The sequence below is a fragment of the Paraburkholderia sp. RHO2 genome (assembly GCF_050955445.1).
Lineage (GTDB): Bacteria > Actinomycetota > Actinomycetes > Mycobacteriales > Mycobacteriaceae > Prescottella > Prescottella agglutinans_A.
In genome coordinates, this window is sequence record NZ_CP162617.1 from 4,091,311 (window position 1) to 4,109,719 (window position 18,409).

14 protein-coding genes are annotated in these 18,409 nt (G+C 70.8%); 3 read left to right on the forward strand and 11 right to left on the reverse strand.

The window, feature by feature from the left end; all coding sequences use genetic code 11:
* Position 1 precedes the first annotated feature (1 nt).
* From ABTV10_RS19095 to eccCa, 10 genes are all read right to left on the reverse strand, one after another.
* Positions 2-1,480: a hypothetical protein gene (locus tag ABTV10_RS19095; protein ID WP_499029416.1), complete on the reverse strand. Its 1,479-nt coding sequence runs from the start codon at positions 1,478-1,480 to the stop codon at positions 2-4.
* Positions 1,480-1,785, reverse strand: a complete 306-nt coding sequence (locus ABTV10_RS19100; protein ID WP_499029418.1) for a hypothetical protein — start codon at positions 1,783-1,785, stop codon at positions 1,480-1,482. The genes ABTV10_RS19095 and ABTV10_RS19100 overlap by 1 nt, the downstream gene beginning before the upstream one ends.
* 105 nt (positions 1,786-1,890) lie before the next feature.
* Positions 1,891-3,228: a phosphoglucosamine mutase gene (gene glmM / locus ABTV10_RS19105; protein ID WP_499029421.1), complete on the reverse strand. Its 1,338-nt coding sequence runs from the start codon at positions 3,226-3,228 to the stop codon at positions 1,891-1,893.
* 153 nt (positions 3,229-3,381) lie between these two features.
* Complete coding sequence (gene rpsI, locus ABTV10_RS19110) at positions 3,382-3,771, reverse strand: 30S ribosomal protein S9 (RefSeq protein WP_499035220.1); 390 nt, start codon at positions 3,769-3,771, stop codon at positions 3,382-3,384.
* A 116-nt stretch (positions 3,772-3,887) separates the two neighbouring features.
* Positions 3,888-4,382, reverse strand: a complete 495-nt coding sequence (gene rplM, locus ABTV10_RS19115) for a 50S ribosomal protein L13 (RefSeq protein WP_499029423.1) — start codon at positions 4,380-4,382, stop codon at positions 3,888-3,890.
* A 121-nt stretch (positions 4,383-4,503) separates the two neighbouring features.
* Complete coding sequence (rocD, locus tag ABTV10_RS19120) at positions 4,504-5,748, reverse strand: ornithine--oxo-acid transaminase (protein ID WP_499029426.1); 1,245 nt, start codon at positions 5,746-5,748, stop codon at positions 4,504-4,506.
* Between the two features lie 157 nt (positions 5,749-5,905).
* Entirely contained in the window at positions 5,906-6,190 is a 285-nt protein-coding gene (locus tag ABTV10_RS19125) for a WXG100 family type VII secretion target (protein ID WP_433606528.1), read from the reverse strand.
* Positions 6,191-6,238: 48 nt separating this feature from the next.
* Positions 6,239-6,553, reverse strand: coding sequence for a WXG100 family type VII secretion target (locus ABTV10_RS19130; protein ID WP_433606531.1), 315 nt, complete (start codon positions 6,551-6,553; stop codon positions 6,239-6,241).
* Positions 6,554-6,727: 174 nt separating this feature from the next.
* Positions 6,728-8,002, reverse strand: a complete 1,275-nt coding sequence (locus ABTV10_RS19135) for a type VII secretion-associated protein (protein ID WP_499029428.1) — start codon at positions 8,000-8,002, stop codon at positions 6,728-6,730.
* Entirely contained in the window at positions 7,999-12,012 is a 4,014-nt protein-coding gene (gene eccCa, locus ABTV10_RS19140; RefSeq protein ID WP_499029430.1) for a type VII secretion protein EccCa, read from the reverse strand. The genes ABTV10_RS19135 and eccCa overlap by 4 nt, the downstream gene beginning before the upstream one ends.
* A 218-nt stretch (positions 12,013-12,230) precedes the next feature.
* On the opposite strand from eccCa, the gene eccD reads away from it, so the two are divergent.
* Together eccD and mycP are read left to right on the forward strand one after the other, a co-directional pair.
* Entirely contained in the window at positions 12,231-13,700 is a 1,470-nt protein-coding gene (gene eccD, locus ABTV10_RS19145) for a type VII secretion integral membrane protein EccD (protein WP_499029432.1), read from the forward strand.
* Positions 13,701-13,708: 8 nt separating this feature from the next.
* A complete protein-coding gene (mycP, locus tag ABTV10_RS19150; protein WP_499029434.1) occupies positions 13,709-15,100 on the forward strand; it encodes a type VII secretion-associated serine protease mycosin in 1,392 nt (463 codons plus the stop codon).
* Between the two features lie 83 nt (positions 15,101-15,183).
* Here mycP and eccB read toward each other — a convergent pair whose 3' ends face one another.
* Positions 15,184-16,659 carry a type VII secretion protein EccB gene (gene eccB, locus ABTV10_RS19155; RefSeq protein ID WP_499029436.1) on the reverse strand — a complete coding sequence of 492 codons (1,476 nt, stop codon included), beginning with the start codon at positions 16,657-16,659 and terminating at the stop codon, positions 15,184-15,186.
* Positions 16,660-16,765: 106 nt separating this feature from the next.
* On the opposite strand from eccB, the gene eccE reads away from it, so the two are divergent.
* Positions 16,766-18,409, forward strand: a complete 1,644-nt coding sequence (eccE, locus tag ABTV10_RS19160) for a type VII secretion protein EccE (protein ID WP_499029438.1) — start codon at positions 16,766-16,768, stop codon at positions 18,407-18,409.

Below are 18,409 nucleotides of genomic sequence, written 5' to 3' on the forward strand. Positions count from 1 at the left end.
CTCACAGCGGTCCCGCTTCGGCGATCTCGACCTCCGGCCCCTCGGGGGCCGGCGGCTCCGACCCCAACTCCGCCAACGCCGGTTCCGCCGCCGTGCGGTTGCCGGGCGCCGTACGCGCACCCAGCGCCGGGTGCGCCGGCGGGGGCGCCGCGGGCACGCACGATTCGACGGGCGCTTGCGGCGGGTCCGACGGTGGCGGCGCCGTCGGCTGGATTTCCACCGGTTCCGGCGGCGGGGGTTGCGCCGACGTAGTTTCCGCGGCAGGGAGTTCGACTGTTGGCGAAGGCATTTCGGGCTCGGGCTCGGACTCGGGCTCGGGCTCGGGCTCGGGACAGTCGTCGGGAACGGCTGGTTCCTCCGCGGGCACCGGTGGCGCGGTCGCCGCAACGTTGTCGCAACAGGGCTCCGGGTCGAGGTTCAGGCTGCACTTGACGCCGGTCTGCTCGGTCGACTCCGAAGCATCGGTCGGCTCAGTGGCCTCAGTGGCCTCAGTGGCCTCGACCGCCTCGCGGACGATGTCGCCGACCGTGTCGACCACGGCGAGCGCGACGTCGGCCACCACACCGACGATCGCACCGACCGCACGCACGGTGCCGTCGACGACGAGTCCGTCGAGAGCGAGCGATCCGCAGCCCGCCGTCGAACCGGGCGCCGGCGACACCGGCCGGGCACCGGTCAGCGTGCCGAGGCCGGTGAGGCTCGTCGATCCCGCCGACGACGTCGGCCCCGTTTCGCGGCCGGGAACGACGGTGGCCGGTGCCACCGGCGATTCGCGGCACCGGGCAGGCGGGGCGGCAGCGGGGCTGCCACAATCCGCACCCGCGAGCCGTCCGGGAACCGGAAACGCGCTGTCGTCGATCTGCGCAAACGCGCAAGCGAGGTTACGGTAGGCGTCGTCGACCGCCGTCGTGGTGGCGTCGCACAGGGCCGTGAACCGGCTCACCGCGTCCCGCACGTGCGGGAGGAACAGGTCCGCGAGCCAGTCCACACACACCCAGCCCGAGATCGCGGTGTCGATCTGTTCCGGTGTGAGCCCCCCGGCCCGGCAGGCGTCGCGGGCACCCACCCACTCCGATTTCCGCGTCACAGCCTCGGTAATCGCACCGGAGGCCTCGACGAGCGCGCACCGCACGTCGGCGACGCTCCGGCGCACCCGATCTGCCCGCTCGAGATGCGCGCCCAGATGCTCACGGGCGAGATCCGCATCGGCCCCGGCCCACGCCTGCTCGAGAGCCGGGACCACCGCGTCCTGGTCGTCGAACCGCTCGCCGAGATCCGCGACGACCCTCGTCAGCACCTCGATGTCCGCGTCCAGGGCACCGAGGTGGATGTCCCGCTGCTCGAAATAGCGGGCCTCCACCTCCAGGTAGGTGGGCAGTCGGTCGCCGGTCGCCAACCGGTCCGCGACGACGGCGGCGCGGGGCAGGAAGAGTGCGAAGTACTGCAGGCCGGCCGCGCCGGCGTCGAGGATCGCCTCCACTACCGGCCGCCGAGTACGACGACGTTCCGCGCCGTGACGGCGTCCTGCCGGTCGTAGGCGTCGGCGGTGGCCGCGAGCGCCCGGCCGGTTGCGTCGGACGCGGCCGCCCACGCCCCGATCGCGCGGGCCAACCGCAGGTAACCCTCGCGAATGGCGCGCTCGCGTGCCGCGCTCCCGGCGACCACCGGCGCGAACCCACACTCGGTCACCGTCCGCGCCGCCTCCCCGAGGGGTACGGCATCCGCCTGCAACGCACGTGCCGCTGCCCGCACCCTCGCGACATCGATCGAGACCACGTCTGCCATCGGTTCCGCCCCTTCGCGCTGTCGATTCGGCTCCTTCGTCCTGTTCGACGCACGCGGCTGCCCCGCGGTTCCGTTGGTTCGGTTCGGGATTCGGCCGACCCTCCGCTACGCGGACGCCACCTTCTCCGCGAGTGTCTCGGCGATGCGCTGGGCAGTCCCGGAATCCGCTGCCTCGACCATCACCCGCACGAGCTGCTCGGTTCCCGACGGGCGCAACAGGACCCGTCCGGTGTCGCCCAGTTCGGACTCCGCCGCACCGATCGCAGCCTGGACGTGCGGCGCCGTCGCGACCGCCGCCTTGTCCGCGACGCGGACGTTGATCAGCACCTGCGGCAGCGACGTCATCGCACCGGCCAACTCCGCGAGCGAGCATCCGGTCGTCGCCATACGGCCCATCAGCCGCAGGCCCGTGAGCACGCCGTCACCGGTCGTTCCGTGACCCGGCAGCACCACGTGACCTGACTGCTCACCGCCCAGGCTGAACCCGCCCGCGCGCAGTTCCTCGAGCACGTATCGGTCACCGACCGCGGTGGTCCGGACCGTGATCCCGGCCTCCCGCATCGCGATGTGCAACCCCAGATTGCTCATCACCGTCGCGACGAGCGTGTTGTCGACCAACTCGCCGGAATCGCGCATGCCGATCGCGAGGACGGTCATGATCGCGTCGCCGTCGACGACGGCGCCCGTCGCATCCACCGCGAGGCAGCGATCGGCGTCACCGTCGTGCGCCAGGCCGATGTCGGCGCCGTGTTCGACGACCGCACGCTGCAGCGCCCCGAGGTGCGTCGACCCGCAGTCGTCGTTGATGTTGAGGCCGTCCGGTTCCGCGTTGATCGCGATCACCGTCGCGCCGGCGGCCCGGTAGGCGTCGGGCGCAACGGTCGACGCGGCGCCGTGCGCGCAGTCGACCACCACGGTGAGCCCGCCCAGGCTCCTGTCCTGCGCGTTCGCGAGGTGCGCCAGGTACCGGCTGGTTGCGTCGAACGCGACGTCGACCCGGCCGATGCCCGCGCCGGTCGGGCGACGCGTCGGGCCGGCCGCGATCGCAGCCTCGATGCGGTTCTCGACGTCGTCGTCGAGCTTGTGCCCGCCCGCCGCGAAGATCTTGATGCCGTTGTCGGGCATGGGGTTGTGCGAGGCGGAGATCATCACGCCCAGCGCGGCGCCGTATGCACCGGTCAGGTAGGCAACCGCCGGCGTGGGCAGGATACCGACGAGAATCACGTCGACACCGGACGCGGTCAACCCGGCGGTGACGGCGGCCTCGAGCATCTCGCCGCTCGCCCTCGGATCCCGGCCGACGACCGCGAGGGGCCGCTCCGTCCCGGAGCCCTCTTGCGCGAGCACCTCGGCCGCCGCCGCGGCCACCTTCAAGGCCAGCTCGGCGGTCAACTCGGCATTCGCCAAGCCCCGCACGCCGTCCGTGCCGAACATACGACCCATGTGAATCCGATCCCTCGCAATCCGGGTAGTCGATCCGTGAGCATCCAGGTAAAGCACGAAAGCAGGCGTCCGGTAGCGAAGAGCTCTACGAACGCCTGCTCTCGTGGAAGAACAGGTGCCGGAGCCGACACGGATGTCGGCTCCGGCGACACATCAGCGCTTGGAGTACTGAGATGCCTTGCGGGCCTTCTTCAGGCCGTACTTCTTACGCTCGACGGCGCGGGCGTCACGCGTCAGGAAGCCGGCGCGCTTGAGCGCGGGGCGATCCTCGGCGGTGACCTCGACCAGAGCGCGGGCGATGGCGAGACGCAGAGCGCCGGCCTGGCCCGACGGGCCGCCACCGGTCAGCAGCGCGGTGATGTCGAACGACTCGGTGCGCTCGACCGTGACCAGCGGAGCCTTGATGAGCTGCTGGTGCACCTTGTTCGGGAAGTAATCCTCGAGGGTGCGGCCGTTGAGCTTGAACTCACCGGTGCCGGGGGTCAGGCGGACGCGGACGACCGCCTCCTTGCGACGACCGACGGTCTGGACCGGGCGGTCGATGACGATCGGAGCCTGCGGAGCAGCCTCCTCGTACACCTCGGTGACCTCGGTCTCGGTGCTGTACTCCGAGAGCTCGTCTGCCGCAGCCTCGACGGCCTCGTTGAAGTCTTCGTTGCTCACTGGGCGACCTGCTTGATCTCGAACGGAACCGGCTGCTGCGCGGCGTGGGGGTGGGTCGGGCCTGCGTAGACCTTCAGCTTGCCCGCGATGGCGCGGCCCAGCTTGTTCTTGGGGAGCATGCCGACGACGGCCTTCTCCACGAGGCGATCCGGGTTCTTCTCGAGAACCTCGCCGACCGAACGGGACTTCAGGCCACCCGGATGTCCGGAGTGGTGGTACAGGAACTTGTCCGTACGCTTGTTGCCGCTGATGGCAACCTTGTCGGCGTTGATGATGACGACGAAGTCGCCGCCGTCAACGTGCGGTGCAAAGGTGGGCTTGTGCTTGCCGCGGAGCAGGTTGGCTGCCTGCACGGCAAGGCGACCGAGCACCACGTCAGTGGCGTCGATGACGTGCCAGGTACGGGTCACGTCTCCGGCCTTCGGGGAATACGTAGGCACAGAACTTCCTCGTCTGTTCGTTTCTGCTGCTGGCCGAGCGTGCAGCACCATCCGTCCCCGGCGGCCAGTTGAGACCCGGGAACGACGTCCCACCGCGCACGAGAGCGAGGCGAGAGACGGCACGCCGACGTAGAACGATACCGGCTGGGGCCGACCAGGGTCAAAAACACCGCTATCCGGAGAGGGCGTCCGCGAGGCGTTCGACGGCCCACGTCAGGTCGTCCCGACTGATCACCAGCGGCGGCGCGATCCGGACCGTGCCCTCGTGCGCGTCCTTCGCGAGCACCCGCCGGTTGAGCAGACGCTCGCAGATCACGCGAGCGGGCGGCTGCCCGGGCGCCAACTGGAGGCCCGCCCACAGGCCCCGACCGCGCACCTGCGCTACCCGGTCGGCGGGCAACTGCCCCAGCAACTCGTGCAGGTATTCGCCGAGTTCCCGGCTGCGCCGCTGGTAGATGCCGGTCTCGAGAAGTCGGACGACGCCGCTGCCGACCGCGCATGCCAGCGGGTTGCCACCGAACGTGCTGCCGTGCTCGCCGGGGTGAATGACGTTCATGACCTCACGATCGGCGACCACGGCGGAGACCGGGACGATCCCGCCACCCAGCGCCTTCCCCAGGATGTAAACGTCGGGGACGACACCCTCGCGGTCGCAGGCGAACGTGTCCCCGGTCCGCCCCAGTCCACTCTGGATCTCGTCGGCGAGCATCAGGATGCCGTGGTCGTCGCACAGCCTCCGCACTCCCGCGAGGTAACCGTCCGGGGGCACCAGGACACCCGCCTCGCCCTGGATCGGTTCGACCAGGACCGCGACGGTGTTCTCGTTGATCGCGTCCGCCATCGCGGCGAGGCTGCCGTACTCGACCGACGGGAATCCCGGTGCGAAGGGGCCGAAGCCGCCGCGCGCGTCCGGATCCGACGAGAAGCCGACGATCCCGATCGTGCGCCCGTGGAAGTTGCCGGCGCACGTGACGATCTCCGCCCGGTCGTCGGGCACGCCCTTGACGTCGTAGCCCCATTTGCGCGCGAGCTTGAGCGCGGTCTCCACGGCCTCCGCGCCGGTGTTCATCGGCAGCACCGCGTCCTTGCGGCACAGCCGGGCGACGTCGGCACAGAACTCGGCGAACCGGTCGTGCTGGAATGCGCGGCTGGTGAGCGCGAGCCGACCGATCTGCACGCGCGCGATCTCGACCAGTTCGGGGTGGGAGTGGCCGAAGTTCAGCGCTGAGTAGCCGGCGAGCACGTCGAGATAGTCGACGCCGTCGATGCCACGTACCCAGGCGCCGGAGCCCGACGTGATCACGATCGGGAGCGGACTGTAGTTGTGTGCGCTGTGCTCGTCCGCACGGGCGAGTTCCGCCGCGGTCTCGGCCGTGACCAGCACGCGTTCGCCATCGAGGTGATGTCCCGCCGTCATATCGCCCACCTCCCGGCCCGGGCGCCGCGCGCCACTGCTTTCGGGTCAGGCCAGTATCCGCCGACGGGCACTCGGCGGCAATCGTTCTCGGAGGTGGATACACGTGTGCCCCGACGGCTCTCCTCCGTCGGGGCACACGCAACCTGAGGTAGTAGGACTACCCCCAGCTGTTGGCGGCGGCGCTGTTCACCTGCTGCATGTCCGCATTGCCCTGGCCGACGACGCGACCGACGGCGTCGAGGATCTGATTGAGCTCTTGCGCCGAGGAGTCCCACCGCGACTGCGCCGCCTGGTAGGCCTCGGAGGCCGAGCCCTCCCACTCCGCGACCATCGGCGCGATGTGGGCCTTGAGATCGTCGAGCTTGCCGTTCATCTCGGCCTGGATCTGATCGATCCGAGCCTTGAGAGCTTCGATCTGCGCGAATGAGTAACGCATGGTCATGATTGACTGCTCCTGTCGGTACTGGTCTGGAAATTCAGGCGATCGAGATCAGATGTTCAGGCTGCTCGCGACGTTGTTGAGCGAGCTCGTGTGATCCTGCTGCGCGGCGTCGTACGAGACGCTGTTCGACTTGATGTTCTCGCTGATGTCCTGGAGCGCCTGATTGAGGCTGGACGCGTTGGCGTCCCACCCCTCCATGAGGTTCTGGAACGCGATCGCCGCGGAGCCCTCCCAGCCACCACGGATAGCGTCGACCTCGCCCTTGAGGGTGCTCAGCAGACCCTGGATCTCGCTCCGCACGTCGCTGACGCGACGCGAGGTCGCCTCCATAGTCTCGACGGTGGTCTTCATCTGATCGCTCACTTCGACTCCTTCGGATGCACTCGGATGCGCTCGGCATCGTCGTCCCACTTCCGCGTCCCGCCACCGATCCCCCCAGGGACTCGTCGCAGCCAGTTCGCGCCTACATTTGGTTGGACGCACGCATGCGCCGATTCGGTTCCATCCATCCCGGAACTTTTTCCAGGGACGGCATTCTCAGGCCGCACCCACCTCGACACTGCGGACGGCCTGCTCGCAATCCAAAGCCAACGCGTCCCACTCCCCATCCCGAAACTGGCAGCCCACGCTCACCTGTACGCCCTCCTCGACGAGGACGTACCAGCGGACGCGTGATCGGTCGTCCGGAGACTCCAGGTACGAGATAGCTGGCCGGCCGGCGAACTCGGCGTTCGGATCGAACTGCGAGAAGGGACCATCGGGACCGCGGTCGCCGATCCGACGCGCGAGCGCACGCGCCACCTCGGCCTGGTCCGAGCCCGCGGCGACGTCGGTGGGAACGAGAACGATGCGGCGCCCGCCGACCCCCGTGGGCGTCAGGTCGAGGCGACCCGGTTTGATCTCCGGACGCCACCGGTCCGGCAGCTGGACGCTCACCGGACCGATCTCGAAGCGCTGCAACGGTTCGGCGAGATCCGTGCTGCCCGCCCGGGTCCACGGCTGCCAGAGCACGAGGGCGGTGCCGACGGCCGCCGCCACGACGAGGCCACCGACCGCCGCGAGGACGGCGCGCCCGGACCGGCGCCGCGGAGCGGCCGGGCCGTGCTCGAGCCATGCGGTGGGCGACCCGCCGCGATCGTCCGCCGGGGTCTCCACCGCGGGCATTCGCACCAGATCCGCATCCGCTACGACCACGACCGTCGGTTCGATTCCGGCGGTGAGAGGTCCCGCTACCTCGGGGTCCGCCCCCGCCACCAGCACGGTCTCGACCGGCCGCTCACCGGCAACCGTGCGCACCAGCCGGTCGAGCAGCGCGACGCGGTCGGGATGGTCACGAAGATCGAGATTGCCGGTGTCCGAGGCGAGTTCGCACGCCACGAGGGCCGGCTCACCGCGATCCCCTCGCTCGACCAGGCTGGCGGTGGTCGACAGCGGCGTGCACTCGAGCACCACCCAACGCGTACCGTCCTTCGGCGCCGGTGCCGCGAGCGCCACCGGCAACAGCGTCACCTCGTGGGCGGACCGCCGCGCGGCCGACTCGAGCACACCACGCCGGAACGATCCCCAGTGCGACGGGTAGGTCACGGTCACGCGGGCCGCGAATCCTGCTCCCCTCGTGGCTGTTCCGAGTGCACGATGGAGCGACGCCGCAAGGACGTCGACGAACGCGACCGGCTGTGCCCCGACGAGGACGTACCGGTCATCGATGCACGCGCCCCAGTCCCGGATGGACTCGTCCGGCACCCTGACGACCCCGGACGGGGACGCCACCCAGACCGCGTCGTCGGCGAGGTGCAGGACCGCTCCGGTCACAACGGCGGCAACCACGCGACCTGAACCAGCGCGGTTCCACTCCGCGCGACGAAGGTGCCGCGCCCTGGTGGCTGCTCGCTGGGCCGGACCGTACCGATGAGGTTGCCCTCGTCCCGGCTGCCGCTCATCACCATTCCGGCCGGCACGAGGTCGCGCATCCGTGCGATCACCGGCTCGTAGAGCGCACGTGACGCGCCACCGGACCGTCTGGCAACGATCAGGTGCAGGCCCAGATCCTTCGCGTGCGCGAGGTAGTCGAGCAGCGGGGTCAACGGGTTGCCACTCGACGTCGCGACAAGGTCGTAGTCGTCGACGACGACGTAGATTTCGGGGCCCGACCACCACGACCGCTCCCGCAACTGCTGCTGGGTGGTGTCCGGTCCGGGCATACGGCTCGCGAGAATGCCCGCCAGATCGTTCATCATGGTCGTGAACGTCGTTGCCGAGGCCGCGTAGCCGGCGAGGTGATCACCCTCGACCACACCGAGCATGGTGCGTCGGTAGTCACCGATGATCAGCTTCGCCTGCTGCGGCGTGTTCGACTCCATCAGGCCGAGGCAGATTCCGCGCAGCAGCGTCGTCTTGCCGCACGCACTGTCGCCGAACACGAGGAAGTGCGCCTGATCCGCGAAATCGAGGTACACCGGCGCGAGTTCGGCCTCGTCGATACCGATCGGCACCGACAGGCACGCTCCCCCCGGAGCGACCGGGGCCGGCCAGTTCCCCGCGGCGGCCGCGAGCAGGTTCTCCCGCGGAACGCGATCGGGCAGCATCCGTACCGGCGGGGCCCCCGGACCGGAGCGCACTGCCCCGAGACGGGCGACGGCGTCGGCGACCCCGGCGCCGAGATCCTGGCTGCGGCAGGCCCCGTCCAACCGTGGCAGCGCGGCGAGCAGATGCAGTCCCTCCCGGGTGATGCCGCGGCCGGGTCGCCCGGCCGGAACCAGCATCGCCTTCGCGCGGCCCACATCGGAGTCCGTCGGGTCACCCAACCGCAACTCGATTCTGGTGCCGAGCTGATCCTTGAGCGCGGGCCGGATGTCGGCCCAGCGTGGGGTGGCCAGGACCACGTGCACACCGAACGAGAGACCCTGCCCGGCAAGGGCACTGATCTGCGCTTCGAGCGCCTCGAAATCCTGCCGGATACTCGGCCAGCCGTCGATGACGAGGAATGCGTCCCCGAAGGGATCCTCGGCCGCGCCCGCCGCCGCCGTCCCCTCGACCCCGCCGCCGCGCAGGTTCCGGAACTCGGCCATCGACTCGATGCCGAGTTCCCGGAAGCGCCGCTCCCGCTGACGCACCAGGGTGGCCATCTCGGCCACCGTGCGCCGCACCAGGTCGACGTCGAGTCGATTCGCGACCGATCCGACGTGCGGTAGGCCCGCCAGACCCGAGAGCGTGCCGCCGCCGAAGTCGAGGCAGTAGAACTGCACCTGCCGCGGCGAATGCGTGGCCGCCATCGACATGATGAGCGTCCGCAGCAGCGTCGACTTGCCGGACTGCGGCCCGCCGACGACGGCGACGTTGCCGGTCGCGCCCGACAGGTCGGTCACCAGCAGGTCCCGACGCTGGTCGAACGGCCGGTCGATCACGCCGATCGGCGCCCGCAGCGAACTCACCGCGGGAACGGCTTCCGTCACGGCGGAGGGCGGCAGGATCTGGTCGAGCGTCGGCGCGACGTCGAGCGGCGGCAGCCACACCTCGTGCGCCGCCGGCCCGCGTCCGCGAAGGCGATCGACGAGGACCTCGAGGACGGACCGCTGGTCGCCGTCCCCGTCGGGCACCGGATCGGGTTCGATCGGGACCGCCGGTTCCTCGAACACCGGCAACGCAACCGGCGCGGCGGTGAACGGGCGCGCGTGGAGGTCGACGCTCGGCACGTTCCCACCCGTCGATCGACGGATCCGCTCGGTTTCGTAGGGGCCGGAGACGTACGACGCCTGGAAGCGCACGATCTCCGCGGAGTCGCACTTGAGGTAACCGGCGCCCGGCGACGCGGGCAAGTGGTAGGCGTCGGGCACGCCGAGCACCGTGCGGGACTCGTTGGCCGAGAAAGTCTTCAGACCGATCCGGTAGGAGAGGTGACTGTCGAGGCCACGCAGCTTGCCCTCCTCGAGCCGCTGGCTCGCGAGCAACAGGTGCATGTGCAGCGAGCGGCCGAGGCGACCGATCGCGACGAACAGGTCCGCGAACTCGGGCTGCTGGCTGAGCAGTTCGGAGAACTCGTCGACGACGATGAACAGCGCCGGCAACGGCGCGAGGTCCGCACCGGCGCTGCGTGCCTTCTCGTAGTCCGTGACGTTCGCGAAGTTGCCGGCGGCGCGCAGCAGTTCCTGCCGCCGGTTCATCTCGCCGGCGAGCGCGTCCTTCATGCGGTCCACCATCGCCAGTTCCTCGGCGAGGTTGGTGATGACCGCGGCGACGTGCGGCGCATCCTCGAGGCCGAGGAACGTCGCACCGCCCTTGAAGTCGACCAGGACCAGGTTGAGCGCGTCGGGCGAGTGGGTCGCGAGCAGACCCAGCACCAGGGTGCGCAGGAACTCCGACTTGCCGGATCCGGTGGCGCCGATGCACAGACCGTGGGGGCCCATACCGTTCTCGGCTGCCTCCTTGAGGTCGAGTTCGACGGGGCTGCCGTCGACCCCGACGCCGATGGGGACGCGGAGCCGATCGCGGCCGTGCCTCGGCGCCCACCCCTGGACGGGATCGAACCGGCCGACGTCGCCGATCCCGAGCAGGCGACTCCATCCTGCGGCCACGGGGGCGCCGTCGTCGTCGCCGGTGTCGGCGGCGGTGCGGACAGCGATCCGGAAGGGGGCGAGTCGCCGGGCCGCGGACAGCGCCTCCTGCGGCGTCAACGCGTCCGCGGTCGCGAACCTCTCGACCCCGGCGCCGCTCCGGGCGCCGAGTCCACCGTCGGTTGTCACGAGCTGCAGGCCGCGGGTGGCCGTGAGTCGCGGGCAGTACCCGCTCAGGTCCAGCAGCGTCACCGAATCCAGTCCGCCGTCCGTGACGGCACCGCTGTCACCGTCGAGGATTCCCCCGTCGATCACGACCACGATCTGCGGCACCCCGGGTGTCGGGGGCGCGCTCCGCGAGAATCGCCCCCGCATCGAGAACTGCTGCCCCAGAGACGATTCGAGCTCGATAACCGATCCGTACATCATCCGCGCGGACCCCGCGCCGTCGAACACGTCCGGATGCTGCGCATGGGGAAGCCACTTGACCCAGTCCCACTCCGCAGCCGTGTCGGGTCCGCACACCACTGCGATCTGGAGCTGATCGGGTCCGTGGAACGTGCACAGTTGGACCAGCATCGCGCGGACAAGTCCGCGCGCACCGTCCCTGTCACCGTCGACGGAGATCGCCGCGAACCCGCGCAACGACACCGCCGTCGGCAGGTCCGCGACCACCGAGTGGGCCCGCACGAACCGGCGCAGCGATACCGCGGACACCGGCTCGAGATCCTCGACCGGCCCGGTCTCCGGCGGGATCAGCCGGGTTGCGAGCCTCTGACTGCCCCGACCGACGCGCACGTGGCCGTAGTCGGGGTCGGTGGTGCGGCGCTCCCACATGCGCACCGTTCCGGTCAGCGTCCACAGCGTCGCGGGATCCGGATGGCTCCACTCGAGCGCCTTGCGCTGTTGCATCCCGGTGTCGAGGGCGTCGCGTCGCAGCTGGTCGAGATAGCGCAGGTAGTCCTTGCGGTCCTCGTTCGCCTCGGCCGCCTTCGGTCCACCGCCCCGGCCCCCGCCCGCGAGCATGCCGACCATCGACACCAGCATCATCACCGGGAACATCAGTGCCATCGGGTTGGCGGCCATGCCGGAGGTGAACATCAGTGCGGTCATGCCGACCATGGCGGCGACCATGACGAGCGGCAGCAACTTGGTCATCAGGTTGCCGGGCGTCATCCGGGGAATCTCGGGGGGCGTCTGCAGGCTCACCTCCCCGCCCGGCGTACGCGGAGCCTCCCGACGTGCCCGGCGCACGAAGTGCACGGTGCCCATGTTTCCACCCCCAGAACAAGGCCAGTCCCCGCCCGGCCGGTCCCCTCGACCGCACCGAGTCACCCCCCACGGGCTGCGGACTCGCGAACTGAGAAACTACAGCACCGCACCGACGGTGCACACCGTGGAGTGCGGGGACCGTAACCAGGTATGGTGCCGATGGTTTCGAAGCGAGCGGTTCGGATGGGGATCCGGATCGCGGGATCCGGGGGATGATCGTGACAGTTCTGCCTGCCGAGTACGCCGTCGGCGGAGGCACGCGGCCGCGAGGGCCGGCCGACCTGTGTCGACTCACGATTCTCGCTCCGCACACCCAGATCGACCTCGCGCTCCCGAACGCGGTCCCGGTCGAGCTCCTGATCCCGGGTATCGCTGATCTCGTCCGGAAACACAGCGCCGCCAACGACTTCGACGCCGCCGAGGAGCGCACCGAACCGGTTCGGTGGACGCTGTCCAGGGTCGGGACACCGCCGCTGTCGCCGGCGTTGAGTCTGCAGGAGCACGGCGTCCTCGACGGTGAACTGCTGGTGTTCGACAGCGCCGAGGCCAGCCCTCCCCCTCCGCTTTTCGACGACATCATGTACAACGTCGCCGTGGCGGACACGGGCCACACGCACCCCTGGACACCCCGAATCGCACGTCTCACCGGTTCCGCGATCGCGGTTGCGGCCACCGTGGCGGGTGCCTTCGCCCTGTTGCAGGTCGACGGTTCCGTCCAGTCCCTCGTCGGCGCCGGGTGCGCGCTGCTGACACTCGTGTTGTTCCTGGTCGCGGGAGCCGTCGGAAGCCGGGTCTACGGGGATTCGGGAGCCGCCGTCACCCTCGGCACGGCCGCGTTGCCCCTGGCCTTCGCGTCCGGAATGCTGCTGGTGCCCGGCGACCGTGGGGCACCGCACGCCCTGTTGGGGCTCGTGATGGTCGGGGCCACAGCGGTTCTCGCGCTGCGCGCGGGCGGCGTGGGACACACCGTGTTCACCGCCGCCGCAGCCGTCTCCCTCTTCGGGTCCGTGGCGGCTCTCGCGGCGACCCTCACCGACCAATCCCTGCGTACCGTCGGCGCGCTGCTCGCCGGCGCCGCGCTGGTCGGACTGGTGGGCGCGCCCCGCGTCGCGCTGCTGCTCGCGAAGTTGCCGCTGCCGCCGGTCCCGGCCCCGGGTACGTCGGTCGATCCGGCCGAGGACGATCCCGACGACACCCGCAGCGTGCCGTCGTTCGAGTTCGTCGCGGCACGCGCGGACCGGGCGCGGCGGTTCCTCACCGGACTGGTCTGCGCGATGACTCTGCTCACCGGATTCGGGGTGCTGGCGGCCGCCGTCCCGACGTCCGGCTCCGGGATCTACTGGCCGGGAACCGCACTCGCCGTCGCCGCCGCGACCGTTCTGATGTTCCGCGGCCGGACGTTCAGTGCGGCGGAGCAGGCCGTCCCGCTGATCGGGGGCGGGGGCGCGATCCTCGTGCTCCTGTGCGCCGCGACGGCGGTAGCCGTTCCGGACGCCGCGCTCGGGGTGTTCGCGACCGCGGCGCTGGTCGTGCTCGCAGCACTGGCACTCGGGATCCTGGCCCCGCGCAAGAGCTTCTCACCCGTACAACGGCGCGCCACCGAACTACTCGACTACGCCGCGATCGCGGCCGTCGTCCCGCTGGCGTGTTGGGTGTCCGGACTCTTCGCCGCGATCAGAGGATTGTGAGCGCGATCGTGGCAGGCACCGCACGATCCCGACTGCTCCGGACGTCGGCCGTCACGGCCCTGATCGCGTTGACCACCTCGGTGGGACCGGGCGTCGCGGGTGCGGTCCTTCCCGCGCCGGTCGATCCGGGCAAGCTTCCGCCGCCATCGCGTCCGGCACCGCTCGTGCCCACCGAGCAGCGCAATGCGTGCGCGGTGGCACTGCCGATGGGTGACAGCCCGGATGTGCCGCGGCCTCAGCGCACCATGGATTTCGCATCGGTCTGGCCGCTGACCCGTGGCCAGGGACAGACCGTGGCGGTGATCGACACCGGCGTGGCCCGGCACCCGCGTCTTCCCGACCTGGTCCCGGGGGGCGACTACGTCTCGAACGGCGACGGCACCGGGGACTGCGACGCGCACGGCACCATCGTCGCCGGGCTCATCGCGGCCGCGCCGGTCGCCGGGTCGGGATTTTCCGGCGGCGCTCCCGACGCGCGGATCATCACGATCCGACAGTCGAGCGCGAACTTCTCCGAGGCACGGCGGCGCGACGACCCGAACGACGTGCAGAATTCCAGCGGCTACGGCAACACCCAGACGATGGCGATGGCGGTGCGGCAGGCGGCCGACATGGGCGCGACGGTCATCAACATCTCGGAGGTGGCGTGCCGGTCCGCTGCCGAGGGCATCGGCGACCAGTCGCTCGGCGCCGCCGTCCAGTACGCAGCGACGGTCAAGAACGCGGTGGTGGTTGCGGCCGCCGGGAACTACGGCTCGGGTGGGTGCGCCACACAGAATCCGCCGCTCGATCCGCTGAACCCGAGTGCGAATCAATGGGACTCGGTGTCGATGATCGCGACGCCCGCCTGGTACGACGACTACGTGCTGACCGTCGGTTCGGTGAATCCGGACGGGTCGGCGTCGGAGTTCAGCCTCGGCGGGCCGTGGGTCGACGTCGCGGCGCCGGGGACCGGGATCGTGTCGCTGAACCCCGACGGTCGCGGTCAGACACAGCAGTGGCTGACAGCGCAGGGAGAGCAGCAGCCCTTCGACGGAACGAGTTTCGCCGCACCGCTCGTCGCCGCAACCGCCGCACTGGTGCGCGCCCGCCACCCGCAGCTCACGGCACAGCAGGTGATCGCGCGCATCGAGTCCACGGCACAGGCCCCGGCCGAGGGCTGGAATCCGTTCGTCGGACACGGCGTGGTCGACCCGGCGGCCGCGGTGAGCGCGGACCTGCCCCTGGAGGGCGTCGCCGTCGACGCGGCGCGCTCGACGCCCGTCGCGGCGCCCGCACCGGCTCCGACCCCGGACACCCGACCGCGCACGGTAGCACTGGCCGCGACGGGCGCGATCGCCGTGGTGGTGGTGCTCGGTGTCCTCGCGTCGTATCCACTGCGGCGGCGCCGCACCATGTGACTGCGGCGGCGCCGCACCATGTGACTGCGGCGGCGCCGCACCATGTGACTGCGGCGGCGCCGCAATACGGGACGGTGGCGGGGTCAGTTGCCCGCAGCGACCGGGGCGGCGTTGTCGTCCGGTGCGACGCCGTCGTGGGCGACGAGCGCCTCTTCACGGCCGAGTGTCGGTCCGGGAGCGAGGAGTTCGACGATCCGCCACGGCGCCGGCGGGCCGGGCACGTCGAATCCGAGGGCCTTGGCGGCGTCGGCGTTCTTGACGCCGTAGCGGACGCCGGTGTCGGCGACGAAGAACATCCCGCCCTTGCGGGAGCTGCCGGACTCGAGACCCGTCGCCTGGACGAATCCGCTGCTGCCGGGACGCACGTAGACGGCGTCGGCGTTGTCGCCGGGTCCGTCCGCCTGCGCCAGTCGGACGGTGCGCGCGTCGTCGGGGATGGGCAGCGCACGGCCGGCCGACACGGCCAGTGTGGCGTCGACGCGCCCGGAGTCGTCGCCCGCGACGGATCCCTGCGGGGTCCAGGTCAGGCAGCTGACGGGTTCGTCGGCGTCGTCGACGAGCCGCGGCGGGGCGCTCGGGAACGTCGCGACGTCGAGTCCGTGCGAGGTGGGCGCCTTGGCGAGGGCGTCGGGCGCGACGGTCGGTACCTCGGATTGCCCCTGCGAGTCCGAGAAGTGGATGAGCACCGCGGTAGCCTCGCTGACCTCCTGGACGCCGTCGCGCAGCACCACGTAGTAGCGGGCGTCGTCTCCCCTCTTGACCTTTACGACGGATCCCACCGTTCTTCCGGCGATGTCGTAGCCCGGTGCAGACCCGGCCCCGTCGATGTCGGGCGCCGCGATCGGCAGCGTCTCCGGGATCGCGTTGAGCATGCCGCGACTGATCGGGCGCGGTTGTGCCCCTTCGAGTCCCAGCGCGCGGGTGACCGCCTGGTCGTCGAGATCGATGGGGGCGCGGTGGCCGTCGTACACCAGGAACGTCGCGTCCGACTGCGACACCAGCAGAGCCTGCCCCGAATCGAACTGCCCGACGCGGTCGCCCCACGTGGGCTCGCCGACGACGACTGTCGTTGTCACCGAGCGACGTCCGTCCGGCGAGACGGTGTCGCACACCGTCCACGGCTGCCCGTCCGGATCGCCGCCCGCGGGGAGCGCCGACGGCGCACCGGGGATGCCGACGAGTGCGCCGCGAGGCCGGCTGTCGATCTCGGATTCCTTGATCATGACGGGCTTCGCCGACTCCCCGACGACGAGCCGCGCGGACGCAAGGTTCAGGACCGGGTGCAGGGTGCCGTCCATGACGACGAACATTGCGCCCGAGTCCTTTCCGACAACGATCGACGCATTGCCGATCTTGTCCTGGGGGCGGATCAGCGCGAGCGCCGCACACGCCGCGAGACCGATGCACGCGACGACCACCCCCACCGCGAGGGCCCGCGACTGCGCCCGCATCGGGTCGTGCAACATCCGCACGTCGCGCCGGACGAGCGCATGCTCCATCCGGCGAACGAGGAATCGATATCCGCTGACCTGCCATCGCGTAGTCGGCTGTGCCGCCATGTTCCCTCCCCCATCAGGCGCACGCTACGGACCCACACAGTACAGTTCGCCTGCAAGCACACTTCGGCGGGCGATGTCCGTCTGGTTCAGGTATCGGGGAGGAACCGTGGACCAATTCCGTGCCGGACGCCGTCCGCACACGGCGGCAGTCACAGTGACGACGGTTGTCGTCGCGCAGCTTCTCGCGGTCGCGATCTGTCTACTCGGGCTGTGGGCGGGTCTGCCGCTGTGGGCCGCGGTCGTGATCGCGGCGATCCCGTGCGCCGCGCTGTTTGTCCGCACCGGCGGACGACTGCCCGTCTCGTGGGCCGAGGCCGCATGGCATTTCGTCCTCGGCCGCCGCCCCGGCCTCGGTCGGGGGAAGGATTTCCATTCGCCCGGGGAGACCGTCGGGCTGCACTGGGTCGACGGTCAGGTCCTGGCCGTGGTCGAGCTGTTGCCACCGTCGCGGAGTTGGACCCGGATGACCCGCGACACCTGCGAGTCCCCCGAGCAGCTGCCGCTCGCGGCACTCGCGACCTGCCTCGAGCAGAACGACGTCGCCCTCAGCGGCATCGACGTGGTCAGCCACGGCAGCCGCGCGGTCGCGGGCACACCGGCGGCCGATGTCTACGACGCACTCGTCGGCCCGCTTCCGGCGGCCGCGCAGCGCATCGTGTGGGTGGTGCTGCGGTTCGACGCGTCAGCCAACGAGGCGTCCGTGGCCCGTCGCGGCGGCGGCGTCGACGGCGCCTCACGCACGCTCGCCGTGGCGGCACGCCGGGTGGTCCGCACGCTCGCCGAGTCGGGATATCGCTCACGGATCCTGTCGGCGGCCGAGATCGAATCGGCCTGCGCGCGGATCTGCCGCGGGGTGCATCCGGACGCGATGGGTCAGGAGTGGGACCACGTGCCGCTGGCCGGCGTGCGGAACGTCGGGAACGCGGTGGACCCGCGCCGGCTCTCGCGGGAGGTGCTGACGAGCGTGTGGTCGGCGCCGAGCCTGGGCACGACCGTCGCGCTGCGGCTGCGCCCGGCACAGAGCCCGGGCACCGTCCAGGTCGGTGCGGCCTTTCGCCGGTCGGTCCGAGCAGAACCCGAACGGCTGCAGGTTCCCGGGTTGATCTCCGCGCAGGGCCGGCACCGGGACGCGTTGTTGGCGCACCTGCCCGCGTCGTCGCCGGACCTCGACGCCCTCACGCCGATGGGCGCGGTCACCCCCGAGCAGCTGGACGCGTTGCGGCTGCCGGTGGCCGGATGCGGTCAGCTGGTGGGATCCGACCCGTACGGGCACGCGGTGACCGCCCGCATCACCGGGCCCGGTGTCACGAACGTGTACGTCGCAGGCGAGCTCTACCTGGTGCAGCAGTTGGTCTTCCGTGCAGTCGCGACGGGTGCTCGCGTCCTCGTCCGTACCGACCGCCCGCATGCCTGGCGGGTGCTGGTCGAGTCCGTCGCGACACCGATGCGGTTACGCACGGCGCACGAATCATCCCGGTCGGAAACGGGATTCGACACGGTGGTCGTCGACGGCGTCCCCGTTCCGCCCGCGCGGGCCGGGGTGACGACCGTTCACGTGCACCAGGATCCGCGCATGTGGCCACAACCCGCACCGGACATCGCGATCGTGCAGCCGGGGGCGTCGGGCGATCGGGTCGTCCTGTCCGTCGGTGATCAGCGCGTCGACCTCACGCTCGTGACGATCGCGTCCGAGACCGCGTTCGTCGGACGCCCGATCGGCCCGTCTGCGAGGCTCGCCGCGGTGCGCTGA